Source organism: Anoxybacillus sp. CHMUD (assembly GCF_013096965.1).
In the GTDB taxonomy this organism is placed as follows: Bacteria; Bacillota; Bacilli; order Bacillales; family Anoxybacillaceae; genus Anoxybacillus; species Anoxybacillus kestanbolensis_A.
This window is the reverse complement of record NZ_SDLG01000010.1, coordinates 35455-57819: the sequence shown is the minus strand read 5'-3', so window position 1 is coordinate 57819 and position 22365 is coordinate 35455. Positions and strand designations below refer to the sequence as shown.

The window sequence follows — 22365 nt, the reverse complement described above, 5'->3', positions numbered from 1 at the left end:
TCCTCTTACACTTTATTATAAAGCTTTTGCTTGTTTAATTTCAATTGGACCCATACCACGAGGCAATTCAATTGTTTCACGCGTTTGTGCACCTAATGCTTCTGCAATATAGTCAGCTGCAATCGTTGGATCTAGATGCCCACATGTGTACACGTCGATGCTCGCGTAACCATGCTCTGGAAAACTGTGAATAGTTAAATGTGATTCAGAAATAATAACAACGCCACTAACACCTTGTGGTGCAAATTTATGAAACGCAACTTCACGAATTTCAGCACCAGACTTTAACGCTGCATCAACAAATGTTTTTTCAATAAACTCCATGTCATTTAACTTATCAAAATCGCATCCCCAAAGTTCTGAGATAACGTGACGACCCATTGTATCCATGATCGTATCCCCCTTTTATAAATTTTGAAAAAAATAAACGATGAATTTCTTTTGCTTTCTGGAATGTATAACTACCACGGGGGAAAGTTAGTCCAAAGAGGTCCTAACCCTTTAAGTAGTCACATTACCACGCGTTCAAGAAGTTCACGAAACATAGTATACTTCGTTTATATATTTTTTTCAATATCGTTTTTTATTTTTTTAAAAAATGGGTAGAAAAATAACGCTGGGAACCCCAGCGTTATGACATCGCAACCGTTTCATTTTTTAACAATTGTTTCGCAACAAGTTTTGTTAAATCAACAACGCGACATGAATAGCCCCATTCATTATCATACCACGCTAACACTTTTACTTTTCGATTTTCGATCACCATTGTCGATAACCCATCAACAATCGCAGAATGTGGATTTGTATTAAAATCAATGGATACAAGCGGTTCCATCGTCACGTCTAAAATGCCTTTTAACTCCCCACGAGCTGCTTGCATAAACGCTTCATTCACTTCATCGACTGTGACATCTTTTTTCACATCGACAACGACGTCAACAAGTGAAACGTTTGGTGTTGGAACGCGCAATGCCATACCATGCATTTTTCCTTTTAAATGTGGCAATACAAGTGCTAACGCTTTAGCCGCACCTGTTGTTGTCGGGATGATCGATTGTGCGCATGAACGTGCTCGACGTAAATCTTTATGTGGATTATCGATGTTTTTTTGATCGTTTGTGTAGGCATGAACAGTTGTCATAAGTCCATTTTCGATACCAAACGCTTCATCAAGCACTTTCACAACAGGTGCTAAACAGTTTGTTGTGCATGAAGCGTTTGAAATGATGACGTGCTCTGGAGAAAGCATATGTTCATTGACTCCCATTACAATCGTCACATCTTCATCTTTTCCTGGTGCAGTTAAAATGACGCGCTTTGCTCCCGCTTCAACGTGCATCATCGCCTTTTCTTTTGCGTTAAACTTTCCCGTTGCTTCGATAACGATATCGATTTGAAGCTCTCCCCACGGTAATAGTCGTGGATCACGTGAATTTAATAGTTGTACTTTTTTTCCATTTACAATTAAACCATCTTCAACAGGAACGACATCCCCATCAAATTTACCATGGTTCGAATCATATTTTATTAAATGAGCTAACGTTTCAGGCGGATAGCTCGCATTAATGGCTACAATGTCAACATCATTGTCCATAATAGCTTTTCGGAACACCATACGTCCAATGCGTCCGAACCCGTTAATCGCTACTCTCGCTTTCATTATATAGCCCCTTTCAATATATGTGTTATACTGTTTATCTGTTATACACAAAAATAGTATAACATTTTTAAAGTGTTTATGCTATAAAAAAATAAAAAAAGGGCGTCCTATTTTTCAAGGATACCCCACTCAACTAAGCGTTCGTATAGTTGTCGTTTCGTTTGTTCGATCGTTCCATTATTATCGATGACAGCATCTGCTTTTTTTCGTTTTTGTTCGAGCGGCATTTGCGATTTTATACGCGCCCATGCTTCTTCAAACGAAAAGCCATTGCGTTCGCAAAGGCGCCGAAGTTGAATTTGTTCATCTACATACACAACGAGAATACGATCAACGAGATGTTCTAAATTACTTTCGAATAAAAGCGGAATATCGAGAACAACAGCTTTTTCCCCTTTTCTTGCATATTGCTCTTTTTGTTGTAGCATATGTTTACGTACGAGCGGATGAACAATGGCATTTAACTGTTTTCGCTTTTGTTCATCATGAAATACGATCGCACCAAGCTTACGTCGATCAATCGCACCATTTGAGTCTAAAATGTCGCTTCCAAACGTCTCAACAATTAGTTGATACGCTTCACCGTCGATGGCTGTGACACGGTGAGCGATTTCATCTGCATCAATGACAGGGATATGTAAGTCACGGAACATCGCCGCGACCGTACTTTTTCCACTTGCGATGCCCCCTGTTAATCCGATCGTTAACACCACCTTCACCCCTATCTCATTTTAAAAATACCAATGACAATAAGCATAATCCCAGGTAAAAACGAGTATTTTTGTAGCCAGTCATACTTTCTAAACGATTTTCCAATTTTCAACCCGCTAAATAAGAAACTAAAGCTAAGCAAGCAAACGAGAAATGTAGTAAACGCTACCGAATAGTTTAAAAGCGCCGCGCTTACGCCTGCTCCAAACGCATCGAGCGACAAGGCGATTCCTAAAAATACAGCCTCCATCCCTGTAATCGTTCCTGAACGGTCAAAATCAGCCATCGTTGGTTTGCGCAAAATTTGAATGACAATGCCGAGCGAACGAATTTCTACGTTCATTAAAAATTTTTCTTCCTTATCATCGCTTTTAAGCATAAATTGAATGAGCATCCATAATCCTAATATGATTAATATCCCCCCACCCATTGCGTTGGCAACGGTTGGCGAAAAAAACATATATAACATGCGACCAATGCCCATCGCTACTAAAAATGTCATGCATGAAAAAAACGAAATAATCAGCAACGAACGAAGCGGAACATGTACATTCCGCATACCATACGTAATACCGACAGTCAACCCATCAATGCTTACAGCAAACGCAAGCAAAAATAAAGACCATGTAATCATATACGCCCGCCCCTTCCTTGAAAAGCTACCATAGTATATGGAAGAGGTCTAGGCAATGTTCTTACACTACGTTTGACAATGTTTACAATAATGTGTGCCGCGATTGGCTACAGTTGTTTTGGAAATGGGATTTCCACAACGACGGCACGGCATGTTGGCACGACCGTATACATACAATTGCGTTTGAAACGTCCCTGTCTTCCCTTGCGTATTCACATATGTTCGAACGGTACTCCCACCTTTTTCAATCGCTTCTTGTATCGTTTGAACAATTGCCTCATGTAATGCTTCGATTTCCCGTATCGTTAACGTCGTTGCTGTCCGCTCTGGATGAATGGACGAACGAAATAATACTTCATCGACATAAATATTGCCTAATCCTGCGACAATCGTTTGATCAAGCAATGTCGCTTTTATTGTACGTTTTGTTCGTTGAAGTTGATCTGTAAGCCATGCAACCGTAAATTGCTCATCGAACGGCTCAACCCCAATACTTGATAAAGGAGGGACACGTAATTCTTCACCTTTATTAAATAAATGCATCGTACCAAATTTGCGCACATCGCGATAACGAAGTTCCGTCTGATCTGTGAATGTAAAAAAAATGTGTGTATGTTGATCAAATGGAGCATCTTCTTTTTCATATATATAACGTCCTTCCATCCGCAAATGAGAAACGAGGACGACATCATCCAATTGAAAAAGCAAAAATTTACCTCTCCGCCCGATATTGTGAATCGTCTGTCCTTTCAGACGCTCACAAAACGTAGCTACATCAGGGTGCTGAATGATTTTTGGCCAATGCACTTTCACACGTTCGATCGTTTTACCAACAACAAGAGAAAGAAGTGTACGTCGTACCGTTTCGACTTCAGGCAATTCTGGCATGGTTGCTCCCCCCTTTCGTTACTTCGCATCATACCATGTTGGGCCAAAATGATAGTCGACTTTTAACGGAACACGTAATGATACTGCGTTCTCCATCACATCTGGTACGATTTTTTTCAACAATTCAATTTCTTCTTTTGGTGCTTCTAAAATCAATTCGTCATGTACTTGCAGCAACAAACGAGTTTGCAGTCGTTCTTCATGTAAACGATTAGCCAAATCAATCATCGCTTTTTTAATAATATCGGCCGCACTTCCTTGAATTGGCGTGTTCATCGCTGTCCGTTCCGCAAAACTACGAACATTAAAATTACTACTTGTAATATCCGGCAAATAACGACGACGGTGAAGCAATGTCGTCACATACCCTTTTTGTTTTGCATCTTGTACGATCTCTTCCATATACCGCTTTACACCCGGATAACTTCGAAAATATCGTTCAATAAATTCGGCTGCCTCTTTGCGCGTGATGCCTAAGTTTTGCGATAATCCGTAGTCGCTAATCCCATAAACGATGCCAAAATTGACTGCTTTCGCTTGACGGCGCATATGAGCGGTCACTTCGTCCTCCTTGACATGAAAAATATCCATCGCCGTTTTCGTATGAATATCAAGGTCGTGGTGAAACGCGGCAATTAAATTTTCATCATTGGCAATATGCGCTAAAACGCGCAACTCGATTTGAGAATAATCAGCTGCAAAAATAACCCAATCGTCTGAGGATGGGACAAACGCTTGACGAATTTTTCTTCCTTCCTCAATACGAATCGGAATATTTTGTAAATTAGGCTCTGTAGAGCTTAAACGTCCCGTTTGAGTCAACGCTTGTTGAAAAATCGTATGCACTTTTCCTGTATCTTTTCGGACGACTTTCATTAATCCTTCGACATATGTGGATTGTAATTTTCCGAGCTGACGATAGTGTAAAATTTGCTCAATAATTTCATGGTATGGCGCTAATTTTTCTAGAACGTCCGCGGAGGTAGAGTAACCCGTTTTCGTTTTTTTCACAATCGGCAACTGAAGTTTTTCAAATAAAATCGTTCCTAGTTGTTTCGGAGAATTAATGTTAAACGTTGTTCCTGCAAGTTCATAAATGCGTTGCTCAATTTGTTCGAGTTGGGCAGTAAACTCTTTTCCCATCTGTTCCAAACGATCAACATCCACTTTCACACCGTAAAATTCCATTTGTGCTAAAATAAATGTAAGCGGTAATTCTAAATGTACAAGCAATTCAAATTGTTCATTTCGCTTTAGTTCTTGAATATATGTTTCTTTCAACGAAGCGATCGCTTTCGCCTTTCGTACGAGATGTTCAGCTAATACATTTGTCGGCGGAATAGCTTGTTTCGCTCCTTTTCCATATACTTCTTCGTCGCTTTGTACATCCGTATATTGCTTCGTTTTTGCAACGGCCGCCACATCCCCATTCGCATCGGTCGGATTGAGCAAGTATGCAGCTAATAATAGATCAAAATCGACACCTTTAGGTTCAATACCGTTCCACTTCAGCGCAACGATCGCTCGTTTGGCATCAAACACACTTTTTTTACATTGCTCATCTTCAAGCCATCTTTTAAATCGTGATGAAGCGAGAGCTATGTCCGTCGGAATAAAAAAGTGTCCACGCTCATTTACAAGTGCAAATCCAATAATTGGTGCTTGATGATAATTCGCATCCATCACTTCAACAACAAGTGCACCTTCTTTTGTCAACATGTGCTCATCAATCGCTTGAACCGTAACAAACGAAATATCGGTTAATGATAGTTGTTCTTGTGAAATTTGACCAATTTTGTCCATAAGCGAAGTGAAACCAAGCTCTTGAAATAGCGCTGCTACCCGTTCTGCATCATACGACTGCCATGCTAACTCATCGAGCGATAGTGTCAATGGAACATCACGATGAATGGTTGCCAACTGTTTACTTAGTAACGCTTGTTCACGGTACGTTTGTAAGTTTTCCTTCAATTTTTTTCCAGAAATATGTTCAAGTGAGGCAAGTACATGTTCAACCGTTCCATATTCTTTTAATAATTTTAATGCTGTTTTCTCTCCGACTCCCGGAACGCCTGGAATATTATCTGATGCATCGCCCATTAATCCTTTCAAATCAACAATTTGTGCAGGCGTTAGTCCATACTTCTCAAATACGTATTCCGGTGTATATCGCTCCATATCTGTTATGCCTTTTTTCGTGACATGAACATGAATACGTTCCGACGCTAATTGTGTTAAATCGCGATCTCCCGAAATAATGACGACGTCAAAGCCTTCTTTTTCTGCTTTGGTGGCAAGCGTTCCGATAATATCGTCTGCTTCATAATTTTCAAGTTCGTACGTACGAATGTTATATGCATCAAGCAGTTCGCGTAAAAACGGAAACTGTTCCGATAATTCCGGTGGCGTTTTTTGTCTCCCACCTTTATATTCTGTGTATACTTCATGACGAAATGTCGTTTTTCCTGCGTCAAACGCAACGAGCATATGCGTCGGCTTTTCTTCTTCAATGAGTTTCATTAACATCATTGTAAAACCATAAATAGCGTTTGTATGAATGCCTTTATCGTTATGTAAGAGCGGCAATGCAAAAAAAGCGCGATAAGCGATGCTATTGCCATCAATTAAAACGAGTTTGTTTGCCAAACCGAAAACCTCCTCTTGTATTCATTTACGCTTATTTTACCATGATTGCCTCCAAAAAAGAAAAAAGACGAGAACGTTCGCTGTCCTCGCCTATTCCAAGACAATCGGCTTCTTGGATGAAGGGGTTTTCACCTGTTATGTTATCAATATTTTTTTAATATATGGTAAATCGATTGTAAATATATCGTTAAAATTATTCGTCTGCACAAGCGTCTGCACGAAAATGGACAGTGAATGTCGTCCCTATCCCCACTTCACTTTTTACTGAAATTGTTCCATGATGTGCTTCCACTAAATGTTTCACGATCGCTAATCCAAGACCCGTACCACCTGAGTTGCGACTTCGTGCTTTGTCCACACGATAAAATCGTTCAAAAATACGTGGAATTTCTTTTTGTTCAATTCCAATTCCTGTGTCACTTACATGAACGTGTAGCTCTTTATTATCTTTCTCCACATAAACCGTTACGCGTCCACCAGCTGGTGTATAAGTGATCGCGTTATTAATTAAATTAATAAAAATTTGCTTTAAACGATGTAAATCGCCATACATATAACAAAGCGGTGCATTCGATGTACATTCCAATGTGATTTGTTTATCGTTTGCTTTCGCTTCAAGCATGACGATAACTTCCTTCAATACTTCATGCAAGTCAACAACGGATATATTTAACGTAAATCCTTGCTGTTCGATTTTTGACAAATCGAGCAAATCTTGAATTAAATGTTGAAGACGCTCACTTTCCTTTAAAATAATCGTTAAAAAGTATTCAAGCGTTTGAGCATCGTGCATCGCCCCGTCTAACAACGTTTCTGCAAAACCTTTAATGGACGTAATCGGTGTTTTTAACTCGTGAGAAACATTGGCGACAAAATCTTTGCGCATTTGTTCAAGTTTTTTTAGCTCAGTAATATCATGGAACACAACGATAATTCCTTTCCATTCGTCGTTTGTCCCAATAATTGGCGTTCCGTACACTTCAAAATGTTTCCGTTCAATGTCGATCGGAAGGAGCATTTGTTTACGTACATTTACCTCTGTCATAAATATTTCTTCTACAAGTGCAATCACTTCCTTATATGGGAACGCCTCATAATATAAACGATGAACATAGTCAGACGGATCGATATGGAACATTTCTTTATATGCGCGGTTCATTAATGAAATATAGCCACGTTGATCAATTAAAATTAAACCGCTCCCTATATTTTCAATAAGGGCTCGCAAACGATCTTGTTGCATTTCTTGTGTACGCACCATCTCTTGTAAATTTCGCGCCAAAATGTTTAATGACTGGCTGAGCATTCCTGTTTCATCGTCTCTACTTTCATACGTTCTCGCTTTATAATTGCCACGCGCCAACTCCATCGCTACTTTTGTTGCCGCTTCAATCGGCTTTGTATATTGATTTGTAATTTTAATACCCAATAAAAGAATGATGAAAAAAGCAATACTTAAGCTAAACGTAAGCAACAGCCAAATTTGTTCATCTACCCGCTCGATCGCATCCATAGATAAACTCATGACAATATGTCCGAGCTTCTGGTCACGCTGCCAAAATGGTACAGCATAATAATATACATTTTGTTCTTCTTGAAAAATAACAGGACGATCTTCTTGTTTTAGTAACGTTCGAATGAATGTTTTATGACGTTTTTCATCAATTGATACGTAATTGTTTGTATCAAACATGATCTGTCCTTCACGATCAACAATCGTGATGCGCGCCGACAACATGTCGCTAATTGCGTGTAATTGTTGCTTAAACATATTAGATTGGAACGATTTATTTTCCATGTATAAAGCCAAAAGTTTTGCCTCTTTCTCTATTCGATCATGTACCGTGTCTGCATAAAATTTTTGAAACAGTTGACCTAATAACAAACCTAGGCCAAATAAAACAGACAAAATGACAGAAATAAGCCCAAGCAATAGCCGAGAGCGAAATTTATTCATCCACTTTCGGCTCCTCCAGTTTATACCCTAAGCCGCGTATCGTTTTAATATACACAGGCTTTCGCGTATCATGTTCGATTTTGTCACGCAAATGGCTAATATGCACATCGACAATGCGTGTATCCCCTGCAAAGTCATAGTTCCAAACTGCACTTAATAATTGATCACGTGTCAATACACGTCCTTTATATTTCGCTAAGTATGCTAGTAGTTCAAATTCTTTCGGGGTGAGTTCTAATCTTTGTTGTGCAAAATAAGCTTCATAACGATCTGGGAAAATTTCTAGTTGTCCGACAACGAGCGAATCGTCATTATGTTCTTGCTTTTCTTCTTGTCCATGGATAACTGTGCGACGTAAAATCGCCTTCACACGCGCTACAACTTCACGTGGGCTGAACGGCTTTGTCATATAGTCATCGGCACCCAGTTCAAGACCAAGCACTTTATCAAATTCATCGTCTTTTGCTGTTAACATTAAAATGGGGGTCATCACTTTTTGTTGACGCAAATGTTTACATACTTCAATTCCATCTAATTTCGGTAGCATTAAATCGAGAATGATGAAATCAGGGCGTTCCTCTAACGCTTTATGAAGTCCTTGTTCTCCATCATAAGCTGTCAATACAATAAACCCTGCCTGCTTTAAATTGTACTCTAGCAACGTGACGATCGACTGCTCATCATCGACAACTAACACACGTTTCGACATAGCTATCCTCCAACAACGTAAATTTGTTACATTTTTATTATAACGAGTTATGTGAAAAGAAAAAAACAAAAAAGAGGCAAAAGCCCCTTTTTAAAAGTTATCTAACGCTTTCTCTTCAACGAACGGATATGGCGGAACGACACGCAATGATCCAACTAATATTTCTTCACCATCGCGGATCGCTTGAACGGAAATATGAATTTCATTATTTTCTTCATCAACAGATGTCACTTCAAATAAAAATTCAACATGCTCATAATGATATACTGGTCGTTTAAATTCAATCGTTTGCGAAACAATATGGCTTCCTGGTCCCGGTAAATATTTTGAAACAGCCGATGTAATAATACCTGTTAACATAATAGCTGGTACGATCGGACGTTTCCATGGCGTTTGCGATGCGTAGTCATGTTGAATATAGAGCGGATTGGCATCGTTTGTGAGCCCTAAGTATAACAATAAATCTTTATCTTCGATCGCTTCCGTTAAGACGAGCTTCTCACCAACGGAAATGTCCGAAATTAAACGTCCAAGTTTGCGTTTTTTGCTCAGCATATCCATCTCCCCTTTGTTTGACCATATACAAAAATTCGGGGAATCACCCCGAATTTTTTACTATTGTAACACTTTCATCACATTTTTCACCGACTCAACAGATTTTGCTAACGCCGCTTTCTCTTCTTCTGTTAGCTCTAATTCGATAACTTTTTCGATTCCATTGCCACCTAAAATGGTTGGCACACCTAAATAAATTCCTTCATACCCGTATTCGCCTTCTAAATAAGCGATGGCTGGAAGAACTCGGCGCTGGTCTTTTACGATCGCTTCAACCATTTCAGCAAGGGATGCAGCTGGCGCATAATAGGCACTACCGTTACCAAGTAAGTTGACAATTTCACCGCCACCTCTGCGCGTACGTTCAACAATGGCATCTAACCGCTCTTTTGGGATTAACGTTTCAAGCGGAATGCCACCTGCATACGAATAGCGCACAAGCGGCACCATGTCATCTCCATGACCGCCTAAAACAAACCCTGTAATATCTTTCACAGATAAATTCAACTCTTGTGCAACAAATGTACGGAAACGTGCGGTATCTAATACTCCAGATTGACCGATGACGCGGTTTTTCGGAAAGCCAGATTCCTTAAAAACCGTATATGTCATCGCATCAACAGGATTCGTTAATACGATAATAAAGCAGTTCGGCGAATACTTGACTACTTCTTTCGTGACCGCCTTCATAATTCCTTGGTTTGTCGTGACTAAGTCATCGCGGCTCATGCCTGGTTTGCGCGCAATGCCCGCAGTGATAACAACAACATCCGAATCAGCGGTATCCGCATAATCCGACGTGCCAATAATGTTAGCGTCGAATCCGAGAACAGGGCTTGACTCAAGCATATCGAGCGCTTTTCCTTTTGTCGGATTTTCTAATTGTGGAACGTCGACAAGAACGATGTCTCCAAGCTCTTTTTGCGCTAAAATGAACGCCGTCGTCGCTCCCGTAAATCCAGCACCGATAATTGAGATTTTTTTTCGTTTCATCCCCACGTTCTTCCATCCCCTTTTTTATTTTATTCTCCCATGTTTTGAATGAGAGCATCTGCGAATTCCGAACATTTCACTTCTGTTGCGCCTTCCATTAAACGTGCAAAGTCATATGTGACGACTTTTGAGGCAATCGTCTTCTCCATAGAGTCAACGATCAGTTTTGCCGCCTCATTCCAACCAAGATGTTCAAACATCATGACACCAGATAAGATGACCGACGATGGATTTACTTTATCCAATCCCGCATATTTTGGTGCAGTTCCGTGCGTTGCTTCAAAGATTGCATGGCCTGTTTCATAGTTAATATTTGCACCTGGTGCAATACCGATGCCACCTACTTGTGCTGCCAACGCATCAGAAATGTAGTCACCGTTTAAGTTCATTGTTGCAACAACATCGAACTCGCGCGGACGAGTTAAAATTTGTTGCAAGAAAATATCTGCAATCGCATCTTTCACAATGATTTTTCCTGCTGCTTCTGCTTCCGCTTGCGCGCGGTTTGCAGCTTCTTTTCCGTGCGTTTCAACGATGCGGTCATACTCCGCCCAAGTAAACACTTGATCGCTGAATTCTTGCTCAGCTAATTCATAGCCCCAGTTTTTGAACGCACCTTCTGTATATTTCATAATGTTTCCTTTATGAACGAGCGTGACAGATTTGCGACCATGTTCAATGGCGTATTTAATTGCTGCGCGCACTAATCGTTTCGTACCTTCTTCTGAAATTGGCTTAATACCGATTCCCGATGTTTCAGGGAAGCGAATTTTACGCACACCCATTTCATTTTGCAAGAAATCAATTAACTTTCTCACTTCTGGTGTTCCTTTTGCATACTCAATCCCCGCATAAATGTCTTCCGTATTTTCACGGAAAATCACCATATCTGTATCTTCAGGACGCTTGACCGGAGACGGTACTCCTTTAAAATAACGAACTGGGCGTAAGCACACAAATAAATCGAGCTCTTGACGAAGCGCAACGTTTAATGAACGAATTCCACCGCCTACTGGTGTTGTCAGCGGTCCTTTAATCGCAATTATGTATTCACGAATCGTATCAAGCGTTTCTTGTGGCAACCATTCACCAGTCAACTTAAACGCTTTTTCACCAGCAAGCACTTCTTTCCAAACGATTTTGCGCTCCCCTTTATAAGCTTTTTCCACAGCCGCTTCTAATACGCGAGATGCGGCTGCCCAAATATCTGGACCTGTCCCGTCCCCTTCAATAAATGGAATAATCGGATAGTTTGGAACGTTTAATACCCCGTTTGTAACCGTAATTTTTTCACCTTGCATCACAATAACGACCTCCAAATCATGTAGTGTAAAAAGGTGAGAAAGGCGAGTTTCTCACCTTGAGCAACCACTGTTATGCATGTTATGCACGTTCTTCAAGCGGCACGTATACTTGTCTCGTAGGTCCTGTATATTCGGCACGTGGACGGATGAGACGGTTGTTTTCGTACTGCTCTAAAATGTGCGCAAGCCATCCAGACATGCGACTAATCGCAAAAATTGGTGTAAATAAATCATGATCAATTCCTAAACTATGGTAAACAGAAGCGGAGTAGAAGTCAACATTTGGCGGCAAACCTTTCGTCGATGTAACAATCTCCTCAATTTTCACCGACATATCATACCAGTGTGGTTCACCTGTTAACTTCGTCAATTTCTCAGACATTTTTTTCAAATGTTTCGCACGTGGGTCACCTTGGCGATAAACGCGATGACCGAACCCCATAATTTTCTCTTTGTTATTCAATTTGTTGTGAATGTATGTTTCCACATTTTCAAGTGTGCCGATTTCCGTCAACATTTTCATTACCGCTTCATTTGCTCCACCATGAAGCGGGCCTTTCAATGCTCCAATCGCTGCTGTAATACCTGAGTACACATCTGATAAAGTCGCAACACAGACACGCGCAGTAAACGTTGAAGCATTCAACTCGTGATCCGCATGAAGCACGAGTGCTTTATTAAACGCTTCCTCAGCAATTGGATCTGGCTCTTTACCCGTTAGCATATATAAAAAGTTTGCCGCAAAACTTAAATCTTTGCGCGGTGGCACAGGTTCTAATCCTTTGCGAATACGCGAAAACGCAGCAACAATTGTTGATACTTTCGCCTGTAAACGAATCGCTTTGCGATAGTTCGCTTCGGGATTCATTGCTTCCGCTTCTTCATCGTATAAGCCAAGAAATGAAATCGCTGTACGAAGCGCTGCCATCGGATGAACTTGATCAAGCGGATACATTTTAAAATGATCAATGATTTGTTGCGGAATATCGGCATGTTCCGCCAACTGCTTTGTTAACGTTTCTAGCTCTTCTTTGTTTGGCAATTTGCGATGCCAAAGCAAATAAACGATCTCTTCAAACGTAGCATGTTCTGCTAAGTCATCGATATTATACCCAACATATGTGAGCGTATCATCGATGATTGAACTAATTGTGGAAGTGGTTGCTACAACCCCTTCGAGACCGCGAGTTACTGTCATCTTACATCTCTCCTTTTTTTCTTTTATTCCCCTTTTCCCATGTTAAAACGCGTCGTCGAGCGATTGCTCAAAACGGCTGAATAAAAATGCAAAGAAAATGCTTACATTTTGTTATATATTCACCTAGTCGCTTCACGAAGCGAGCAGGGGAATATACACGATAGTTTCGTACATGCTCCACTATTATTATAAACAATTATCAGACTTTTGTGAACTAAAAGACATCATAATTCAAAAATATTATTATAAAAAAGCAATCAATCATGAAAATATATCCACTATTTTCATGATTACATAAGCAATACCTGCGCCTATTAACGGGCCGACAGCCACTCCATTGAATAAAGATACGGCTAAAATAGTACCAAGAACGAGCGCAGTCGTTACATGCGGATCTTTCGCAAGCAATGTCACGCCTCCTTTTGCCAACAAAGCAACAGCAATACCCGATAACATCGCAATCCAAGCATAAATTGAGCGAACAGAGTCCGTTAGTTCTTTAAATCCTATTTTTCCAGTTGCAATCGGAACTAAGACCGCAATCGTAATGATTGTTACACCAAGATGGATTCCTTTTTGCTCTAAATACGGCAGTACTTTAGAACTTAATCCGATACTTTTCACAATAAGTAAAAATAGTACAGCGATTATGAGGGATTGATTTTTCGCAATGATACCGACAACGAAAAGAATAAATAAAAAAATGAATGGCTGCATGAAATATGCCCCCTTCTTTGAAACTTTTTCTTTCTTTGCATTGTATATTATAATAGTCATAAATGACAAAAGACGGGAGGTGAGGACATGTCAACTCACTACGTATATCGCTCCCTTCGCTTTTTATTTGTCATCTTTGTCATCATTGCCGGGTTAGCGAGCTTATACTATGTATCAACGCTAACATATCCGTTTTTAATTGCGTTAGCGATTGCTTACTTTATTAACCCGGTCGTTGATGTATTAGAGAAGAAAGCGAAAATGCCAAGGGCGTTGGCGGTCATCGTTGTTTTAATTCTTTTACTTGCACTCGTTGCTGGGCTCGTTACCCTCCTTGTTGCGGAAATCGTGACTGGAACACAATATTTAGCGACAGTTGTGCCAAATCATTTTCAAAAGCTTGTCATTTATATAGAGCAGTTTGTGGCAAGCCAAATCATTCCGCTCTATAACCAACTAGCGACACTCTTTAAAAATTTAGACACGTCTCAACAAGACACGATTATGGCAAACATTCAATCCGTTGGAACAAAAATTGCTACAACGGTCGGGCAATTCATCCAAAATATATTACAAAATATTCCTTCAATCATTGGATGGTTGCCTAATTTTGCAACAATTTTTATTTTCTCGTTGCTTGCCACGTTTTTTATAAGCAAAGACTGGTATCGTCTAAAAGCATTGTTTCAAAAATTGTTACCAACCAAAGTGCAGACGAGTACGACAAAAGTATTTGCCGAATTAAAAAAGGCGCTATTTGGCTTTCTTAAAGCACAGGCGACACTCATTTCTATTACAACACTTATTGTATTAGTCGGCTTGCTTGTGTTGCGAGTAGAATACGCAATTACGATCGCTCTTATTATCGGCATTGTCGATGTTTTACCGTATTTAGGGACAGGACTAGTATTTGTTCCATGGATTGTGTACGCTGCGATGAGCGGCGATACTCATTTTGCGATCGGTCTAGGTGTGCTGTATGTCGTTGTTCTCGTACAACGTCAAGTGATGGAACCAAAGCTCCTTTCCTCGAATATCGGACTCGATCCGTTAGCAACGTTGATCGCTTTATTCGTCGGTTTTAAATTGATCGGGTTTCTCGGTTTAATCGTTGGGCCGGTATTGCTCGTCATTGGGCGAACATTGCATCATGCTGGCGTCTTTCAAGATATTTGGAACTTTATTATCGGAAAAAAAGAAGCATAAGCGGCGAGCTTATGCTTTTATTTTCGAATGTAAATCCATGTTTTTTCATAGAACATCCTCTTCCATAGGCGCACAAGCCACGGTTTTATTTTTTCACGCGCAAATGGGAGAAGTAAAATAAAACCTACTGTATCAGTAATAAACCCTGGCGTTAACAATAACGTCCCACCAACTAAAATACAAACACCATCTAATAGCGCATCGCTTGGTATGCGCCCGTTCATGAACTCATATTTTGCTCGTTGAAACGTGGATAGTCCTTGTTTTTTCGCTAAAAAGACACCGATGATACCTGTTGTCACAATCAATGTAAATGTTGGCCATATGCCAATTGCTTTTCCCGACAAAACAAGAACGACAATTTCTAGCGCTGGAATAACGATAAAAAGAAGAAAAAAGATGTTTCGCACACACATCCCTCCAAAATAATAAAGAAGGGGATGTCCCCCTTCTTTATTATAGCACGCTCGCATGACCGCGATAAATAGCACCGAAGCTTGCATCTACCGTAATGTCTTGTCCATCTTTTAAAATAGATGTCGCATGGTTTACCCCAACAATTACCGGGATCCCTAAGCTTAAACCAACAACAGCCGCATGGCTTGTTAAGCCGCCTTCTTCTGTAATGATCGCCGCAGCTTTTTCTAACGCTTTCATCATGTCTGCATCCGTTGCTGGAGCAACTAAAATACCGCCTTCAACCATTTTTCCAAGCGCTTCTTCTGCTGTTTTGGCTACAACAACTTTCCCGAATGCTGATTTACGGCCAATCCCTTGACCTTTTGCAATCATATCACCGATCATATGCACTTTCATTAAGTTTGTTGAACCTGTTTCTCCAACTGGAACACCCGCTGTGATCACAACGAGATCACCATGTTTCACGATGCCTGTGTCAAGGGCTGCCTCAACAGCAATATCGAGCATTTCATCCGTTGACGTTGCGTGTTGAGCGACGCGTGGATAAACACCCCAAACGAGCGCTAATTTACGCGAAACACCTTCATTCGATGTCACAGCGATAATTGGCGCTTTTGGGCGATATTTCGAAATCATCCGGGCGGTATGACCGCTTACTGTCGGCGTCACAATCGCTGCGACATCTAAATTTAATGCGGTATGAGCAACTGATTGCCCGATTGCATCTGTAATCGTCGTACCGCTCTGTTTGCTTCGTTTCGATAATAAGTCGCGATATTGTAACGCTTGTTCTGTGCGCAAAGCAATGCGATGCATCGTTTGTACCGCTTCGACTGGATAAGCCCCTGCCGCTGTCTCACCTGAAAGCATAATCGCATCTGTTCCGTCAAAAATGGCGTTCGCTACATCGCTCGCCTCAGCGCGAGTTGGACGTGGATTTCGTTGCATGGAATCAAGCATTTGTGTCGCTGTAATAACAGGTTTTCCAAGCGCATTACATTTTTTAATTAACTCTTTTTGGACGAGAGGCACTTCTTCCGCTGGAATTTCGACGCCTAAGTCGCCACGAGCAACCATTAAACCGTCTGCTACTTCTAAAATTTCATCAATATTGTCTACGCCTTCTTGATTCTCAATTTTCGGGATGATTTGAATGTGTAACGCGTCATGCGCCTCAAGCAATTCCCGAATTTCGAGCACATCTGAAGCGCGACGAACAAATGATGCAGCAATAAAATCAATACCTTGCTCGATACCGAAACGAATATCAGCAGCATCTTTTTCTGTAATACCTGGCAATTTTACTTTGACGCCCGGAACGTTTACACCTTTTTTATTTTTTAATACGCCACCGTTTAATACTTTTGTTTTTATTTCTTTCGCTTCTTTATCAACAGCCAATACTTCTAAACCAATTAAACCATCGTCTAACAAAATCGTTGAGCCGACATGCACATCGTCAATTAGCCCTTCATACGTAATCGAAAATTTTTCTGGCGTACCGAGCACTTCCGTCATCGAAATAGTGACTTCAGCGCCCGCTTTCAATTCAATCGCACCATTTTCCATGTCATGTGTACGAATTTCTGGACCTTTCGTATCCAATAAAATCGCAACCGTTTTTCCAGTCATTCTCGATGCTTCGCGAATGTTGCGAATGCGCGCTGCATGTTCTTCATGACTTCCGTGCGAAAAGTTGAGGCGGGCAACATTCATCCCTGCTTCAATGAGTTGCACAAGCTTTTCTACACTTTCGCTCGCTGGACCGATCGTACAAACAATTTTCGTTTTGCGCATAAATACCCTCCTACACTTTGCATATGGAAACGATACCATAAATAACCACTAAATTGAAAGTTCTTTTGATAGTTGATACATTTTTTGGTCAACTGTATGTTTTTGTGCTAACGCTTCAATGATGTCGTGGTCGACGAGATGATTGTTTTGAATGCCAACGCAACGTCCACCTTTTCCTTCGAGTAACAATTCCACTGCGCGCGCACCTAAACGGCTAGCAAGTACACGGTCAAACGCTGTCGGTGATCCACCGCGCTGTACGTGCCCTAGCACAGTTACACGCGTTTCAAATCCTGTTGCTTCTTCAATGCGTTTACCGAAATCAACACCGCTGCCAACCCCTTCTGCAACGATGATAATACTATGTTTTTTACCGCGCTCATGTCCACGTTTGAGACGCGCGACTATTTCGTCCATATCATAATCTGCTTCTGGGATTAAAATACTTTCTGCCCCGCCTGCAAGACCTGCCCAAAGCGCAATATCTCCCGCATGACGTCCCATGACTTCAATCACATATGTACGTTCATGAGATGTCGCTGTATCGCGAATTTTATCAATGGCATCAATAACCGTATTTAACGCTGTATCAAAACCAATCGTAAAATCTGTTCCTGGAATGTCGTTATCAATCGTCCCCGGCACACCGACACACGGATAACCGTGTTCTGTTAACTTTTTCGCGCCTTGATAAGAGCCGTCACCACCGATGACAACAAGTCCTTCAATCCCATGTTTTTTCAACTGCTCAATTCCTTTTAACTGCCCTTCTAACGTTTTGAATTCTGGGCAACGAGCAGTATATAACATCGTTCCGCCACGATGAATAATATCGCCAACATCCCCGATTTCAAGCTTTTTAATTTGACCAGCAATTAATCCAGCATATCCGTGATAAACGCCGTACACTTCTAAGCCGTGGTAAATCGCTTTCCGAACAACCGCACGAATAGCGGCATTCATTCCTGGCGAATCGCCACCGCTCGTAAGCACACCAATTCTTTTCATCGCTCTTCACCTCTTTAAAAAAATAAAATAAGAAGTATGACCTCTTACTTTAAGATAACATGAAGGTATATGGAACACAATACATAATGAAATGTTTCACAAAACGTTGATTTTTCTCACTACAACAAGTTTGCTCAAAATCATTTATTTCATGTAAAAAGGCCATCCGATGATGACCTTTTTACATAACCGATACATGTTGTTGAGATTCGATAAAATCGCCAATCTGTTTATATTTTTCGTATCGTTGCACAATCAGTTGTTCAGCGCTTAATGGAAGCAATTGACGCAATGAACGTTGCAGCACATCGTCAATGTATTTCGCTTGTTCATCGACATTTCGATGCGCACCACCGCGCACTTCTGGAATAATTTCATCGATAACACCAAGCTGTTTTAAATCTTTTGCTGTAATTTTCATCGTTTCGGCAGCTTTTTTTGCAAGCGATGCATCTTTCCATAAAATTGCTGCTGCCCCTTCTGGTGAAATTACGGAATACGTCGAATTTTCAAGCATGTGAACGTAGTTTCCGACACCGAGGGCAAGCGCACCACCGCTTCCTCCTTCGCCAATAACAACGCATACAACTGGAACTGTCAACCCTGCCATTTCAAATAAGTTCCGTGCGATTGCTTCGCTTTGCCCCCGTTCTTCAGCAGCCTTTCCTGGATACGCCCCCTTCGTATCAATAAAACAAATAATCGGACGCCCAAATTTTTCAGCTTGCTTCATTAAACGAAGCGCTTTTCGATATCCTTCTGGATGTGGCATACCAAAATTACGACGAATATTTTCTTTCGTATCTTTCCCACGTTGATGACCGATGACAGTCACAGGTAATCCATGATATTTTGCAATTCCTCCTACGATCGCTTCATCATCCCCAAAACAACGGTCACCGTGACATTCGAAAAAGTTTGTAAACAATCGTTCAATATAATCAAGCGTTGTCGGTCGATTCGGATGGCGCGCAATTTGCACACGATCCCACGGGCTTAAGTTCGCATAAATGTCGTTTTCCAGCTTTTCAAGTCGAGCTTCTAATTTATTAATTTCATCGGAAAAGTCAACATCGCGATGCTTTGTAAATTCTTTTAATTCACTAATTTTTTTTCGCAATTCTACAAGTGGTTTTTCAAATTCTAATTCGTATGCCATTCGTCTCCACCTCGCGATTGGTGAATGTCTAATACATTCGTTAACGTGTCTTTTAGGTCATGACGCGGGATCACCGCATCTAGTTGTCCATGTTTCAATAAAAATTCCGCTGTTTGAAAGTCATCTGGCAATTCCTCACGAACGGTTTGTTCAATGACGCGCCGTCCTGCAAAACCGATGAGCGCCCCTGGTTCAGCAAAATTGTAATCTCCAAGCGAGGCGAAACTTGCTGATACACCACCTGTCGTCGGATGAGTCATCACTGAAATAATAAGCCCGCCTTGTTCACTAAACAGTTTTAACGCAGCACTTGTCTTCGCCATTTGCATCAAACTTAATACACCTTCTTGCATCCGCGCTCCACCGGAAGCGGTAAAAATAATAAAAGGTACCGATTTTTCCATCGCTCGCTCAATAGCACGTGCAATTTTTTCTCCGACAACTGATCCCATACTGCCCATACGGAAACGGGAATCCATTACGGCAATAACGATAGGGAAACCGTTTATTGTTCCTTCACCGGTCACGACTGCTTCATTTAATTTTGTTTTTTCGCGATCCTCCTCAACTTTTTCCATATATTGAGGGAAATCGAGCGGGTTTTTAGAAAGAAGGTGACGATCGTATTCATGAAACGTTCCTTCGTCTAACAAACACGCAATGCGTTCAGGAGCAGACATCGGATGATGATAGCCGCACGATATACAAACGCGTAAATTTTTCACTAGTTCTTTCGTATACATGATTTTTTTACACTTCGGACATTTCGTCATAATGCCTTCTGGCACGTCTTGCCTCGCTTGTTCAGATGGAATGGTAGCATATTTCTTCTTTTTGGAGAACAAATCTTTCAGCACATGTTTCCCTCCCCTACTTAGTCCATTTCTACTTTACCGAATAAAAACAACTTTGTTTGTCATATTGTGTCAGTTCTCTTTCGACATTTTTTGCATCACGTATTGTTCATACATCGCTATTGCTTCTTCGCACGACCGTTTTTGTAACGCCACCCACATTTGTTCATAAAATTCGGAAGGGAGAGTCAACGTATAGATGTGTTTAAAAAAGTCGGTTAATACGAGCCAAATGCGTAGCAACAAATAGTTATCCGTCGCTTCTACAATTCGCCGAAAAAATGAATGATACGTATGTTCCTCCCGTTTGATACGCTCAAGCTTCTCATCCGTCAGTCGTTCGCAGGCAAGCTGCAAACATATTCGTTCGATAAGAACTTTTGTTTCGATTAAATCTCGTTTTTCCCGATTTCCTTGTAAAATAAACGAGCCGAGAAGCTGAATAAGCTGATGGTCACCAAACGGTTTCATAAACGTTCCTTCCCCACGACGCGTTTCAATTAATCCGAGCAACTCCAACGCCCGCAACGCTTCACGAACAGAAGAGCGTCCGACTCCTAATCGGTCGGCTAGCTCTCGTTCAGATGGCAACCGGTCTCCAGGTTGAAGACCTGCTTCTTCAATCATGCGATGAATTTGCCAAAACGTTTCGATGTACACTTTAGAAGTAGTCATGTTCATGCTCACCTGCAATCACAGCTAATTGTCGTGTTCGCTTTTCTACTTCTTTTGGATCAACAATCACTTGCGCAACCCCCGTTTCCATCGCCGCTTTCGCCACAGCAGCGGCAACGGCTGGAGCGACACGCGGATCGAACGGAGCAGGGATGACATAATCCGCACGTAGCTCGTCCTCTGTAATTAAGTTGGCGATTGCCTCAACGGCTGCCATTTTCATTTGTTCATTAATTTGCTTGGCGCGCACATCAAGCGCTCCTCTGAAAATACCTGGAAATGCTAAAACATTATTCACTTGATTCGGATAATCAGAACGCCCGGTGCCAACAACAGTTGCACCTGCTTGTAACGCGTCTTCCGGCATAATTTCTGGCGTTGGATTTGCCATCGCAAAAATAATTGCATCTCGATTCATCGTTTCGATCATGCTAGCTGTCAATGCCCCTGCAACCGACACACCAATGAATACATCTGCACCAACAATCACTTCTTGTAACGTCCCTGATTTTTTCTCCACGTTTGTCCATTGCGCAATTTCATGTTTGATGTCATTCATTCCGTACGGACGTCCTTCATAAATTGCCCCTTTGGAATCGCACATGATCATATGTTTAACGCCATAACAGCGAAGCAATTTAATAATCGCTATTCCTGCCGCCCCTGCCCCGTTAATGACAACTCGAATGTCTTCTATTTTTTTATTCACTAACTTTAATGCATTTACTAAACCAGCAACGGTTACAATCGCTGTTCCATGTTGGTCGTCATGAAAAACAGGGATATTTAATTCCTGCTTTAAGCGTTCTTCAATGATAAAACAATGCGGAGCCGCGATATCTTCCAAGTTAATGCCACCAAATGTCGGCTCAAGTAGCTTTACTGTTTGAATGATTTGTTCCGCGTCTGATGTATTTAAACAAATCGGAAACGCATCAACTCCAGCAAAACTTTTAAAAAGGACTGCTTTCCCTTCCATGACTGGTAACGCTGCTTCTGCTCCAATATTTCCAAGTCCTAATACTGCGCTTCCATTCGATACAACCGCCACCGTATTCGCTTTTAACGTATAATCGTATATTTTGCTCGGTTCTTGATGGATCACTTTGCACGGTTCTGCTACACCGGGAGAATAAGCTAAGCTTAAATCGTAAGCGTTTTTTAGCGGCACTTTCGCCTTTACTTCTAATTTTCCTTGATAGCGCTCATGCATATGGAGCGCTTCTTTAAACAAAGACACGACATATTCCTCCCTAACAAGTGGTCACTGGTCT

The 22365-nt window shown here is 41.1% G+C and carries 21 protein-coding genes; 1 reads left to right on the top strand and 20 read right to left on the bottom strand.

Annotated features, from left to right (window positions below; all coding sequences use genetic code 11):
• Nucleotides 1-15 precede the first annotated feature (15 nt).
• From speD to ETB99_RS08765, 13 genes are all read right to left on the bottom strand, one after another.
• Complete coding sequence (speD, locus tag ETB99_RS08825; protein ID WP_012574217.1) at nt 16-390, bottom strand: adenosylmethionine decarboxylase; 375 nt, start codon at nt 388-390, stop codon at nt 16-18.
• A gap of 241 nt (nt 391-631) precedes the next feature.
• Nucleotides 632-1660: a glyceraldehyde-3-phosphate dehydrogenase gene (locus ETB99_RS08820; RefSeq protein ID WP_006323528.1), complete on the bottom strand. Its 1029-nt coding sequence runs from the start codon at nt 1658-1660 to the stop codon at nt 632-634.
• 107 nt (nt 1661-1767) lie between these two features.
• Nucleotides 1768-2373, bottom strand: coding sequence for a dephospho-CoA kinase (gene coaE, locus ETB99_RS08815; RefSeq protein ID WP_006323530.1), 606 nt, complete (start codon nt 2371-2373; stop codon nt 1768-1770).
• Nucleotides 2374-2381: 8 nt separating this feature from the next.
• Nucleotides 2382-3005 carry a sporulation membrane protein YtaF gene (ytaF, locus tag ETB99_RS08810; RefSeq protein ID WP_006323535.1) on the bottom strand — a complete coding sequence of 208 codons (624 nt, stop codon included), beginning with the start codon at nt 3003-3005 and terminating at the stop codon, nt 2382-2384.
• 66 nt (nt 3006-3071) lie between these two features.
• Nucleotides 3072-3893, bottom strand: coding sequence for a DNA-formamidopyrimidine glycosylase (gene mutM / locus ETB99_RS08805; protein ID WP_129000703.1), 822 nt, complete (start codon nt 3891-3893; stop codon nt 3072-3074).
• A gap of 18 nt (nt 3894-3911) precedes the next feature.
• Nucleotides 3912-6539 (bottom strand): DNA polymerase I, encoded by a 2628-nt coding sequence (gene polA, locus ETB99_RS08800; protein ID WP_171700409.1) that lies wholly within the window; start codon nt 6537-6539, stop codon nt 3912-3914.
• Between the two features lie 193 nt (nt 6540-6732).
• Nucleotides 6733-8496, bottom strand: a complete 1764-nt coding sequence (gene pnpS, locus ETB99_RS08795) for a two-component system histidine kinase PnpS (RefSeq protein ID WP_171700408.1) — start codon at nt 8494-8496, stop codon at nt 6733-6735.
• Nucleotides 8489-9205, bottom strand: a complete 717-nt coding sequence (locus ETB99_RS08790; RefSeq protein ID WP_171700407.1) for a response regulator transcription factor — start codon at nt 9203-9205, stop codon at nt 8489-8491. Before ETB99_RS08790 ends, pnpS begins: the two co-directional genes overlap by 8 nt.
• A 90-nt stretch (nt 9206-9295) precedes the next feature.
• The gene (locus ETB99_RS08785; protein WP_171700406.1) at nt 9296-9766 is read right to left on the bottom strand and encodes a MaoC/PaaZ C-terminal domain-containing protein; all 471 of its coding nucleotides are present in this window, start codon (nt 9764-9766) and stop codon (nt 9296-9298) included.
• A gap of 54 nt (nt 9767-9820) precedes the next feature.
• Nucleotides 9821-10759, bottom strand: coding sequence for a malate dehydrogenase (mdh, locus tag ETB99_RS08780; protein WP_171700405.1), 939 nt, complete (start codon nt 10757-10759; stop codon nt 9821-9823).
• Between the two features lie 23 nt (nt 10760-10782).
• Nucleotides 10783-12057, bottom strand: coding sequence for an NADP-dependent isocitrate dehydrogenase (gene icd / locus ETB99_RS08775; RefSeq protein WP_129000709.1), 1275 nt, complete (start codon nt 12055-12057; stop codon nt 10783-10785).
• 79 nt (nt 12058-12136) lie between these two features.
• Nucleotides 12137-13255 (bottom strand): citrate synthase, encoded by a 1119-nt coding sequence (citZ, locus tag ETB99_RS08770; protein WP_077429307.1) that lies wholly within the window; start codon nt 13253-13255, stop codon nt 12137-12139.
• A 261-nt stretch (nt 13256-13516) separates the two neighbouring features.
• Nucleotides 13517-13972, bottom strand: a complete 456-nt coding sequence (locus tag ETB99_RS08765; protein WP_171700404.1) for a DUF441 domain-containing protein — start codon at nt 13970-13972, stop codon at nt 13517-13519.
• Nucleotides 13973-14059: 87 nt separating this feature from the next.
• Here ETB99_RS08765 and ytvI point away from each other — a divergent pair, with 87 nt between their 5' ends.
• Nucleotides 14060-15178 (top strand): sporulation integral membrane protein YtvI, encoded by a 1119-nt coding sequence (gene ytvI / locus ETB99_RS08760; protein ID WP_171700403.1) that lies wholly within the window; start codon nt 14060-14062, stop codon nt 15176-15178.
• Between the two features lie 17 nt (nt 15179-15195).
• On the opposite strand, the gene ETB99_RS08755 is transcribed toward ytvI, so the two are convergent.
• The 7 genes from ETB99_RS08755 to ystJ all read right to left on the bottom strand — a co-directional run bounded on the left by ETB99_RS08755 (nt 15196) and on the right by ystJ (nt 22331).
• Nucleotides 15196-15588: an FxsA family protein gene (locus ETB99_RS08755; RefSeq protein ID WP_309138142.1), complete on the bottom strand. Its 393-nt coding sequence runs from the start codon at nt 15586-15588 to the stop codon at nt 15196-15198.
• Nucleotides 15589-15634: 46 nt separating this feature from the next.
• Nucleotides 15635-17395 carry a pyruvate kinase gene (pyk, locus tag ETB99_RS08750; protein ID WP_077429303.1) on the bottom strand — a complete coding sequence of 587 codons (1761 nt, stop codon included), beginning with the start codon at nt 17393-17395 and terminating at the stop codon, nt 15635-15637.
• A 48-nt stretch (nt 17396-17443) separates the two neighbouring features.
• Complete coding sequence (gene pfkA / locus ETB99_RS08745; RefSeq protein WP_077429302.1) at nt 17444-18403, bottom strand: 6-phosphofructokinase; 960 nt, start codon at nt 18401-18403, stop codon at nt 17444-17446.
• Nucleotides 18404-18584: 181 nt separating this feature from the next.
• Nucleotides 18585-19562, bottom strand: coding sequence for an acetyl-CoA carboxylase carboxyl transferase subunit alpha (gene accA, locus ETB99_RS08740; RefSeq protein WP_171700402.1), 978 nt, complete (start codon nt 19560-19562; stop codon nt 18585-18587).
• The gene (gene accD / locus ETB99_RS08735; RefSeq protein WP_077429300.1) at nt 19547-20419 is read right to left on the bottom strand and encodes an acetyl-CoA carboxylase, carboxyltransferase subunit beta; all 873 of its coding nucleotides are present in this window, start codon (nt 20417-20419) and stop codon (nt 19547-19549) included. Before accD ends, accA begins: the two co-directional genes overlap by 16 nt.
• Before the next feature lie 69 nt (nt 20420-20488).
• A complete protein-coding gene (locus ETB99_RS08730) occupies nt 20489-21091 on the bottom strand; it encodes a FadR/GntR family transcriptional regulator (protein ID WP_171700401.1) in 603 nt (200 codons plus the stop codon).
• Nucleotides 21078-22331, bottom strand: a complete 1254-nt coding sequence (gene ystJ / locus ETB99_RS08725) for an NADP-dependent malic enzyme (RefSeq protein WP_077429298.1) — start codon at nt 22329-22331, stop codon at nt 21078-21080. The genes ETB99_RS08730 and ystJ overlap by 14 nt, the downstream gene beginning before the upstream one ends.
• Between the last annotated feature and the right edge of the window lie 34 nt (nt 22332-22365).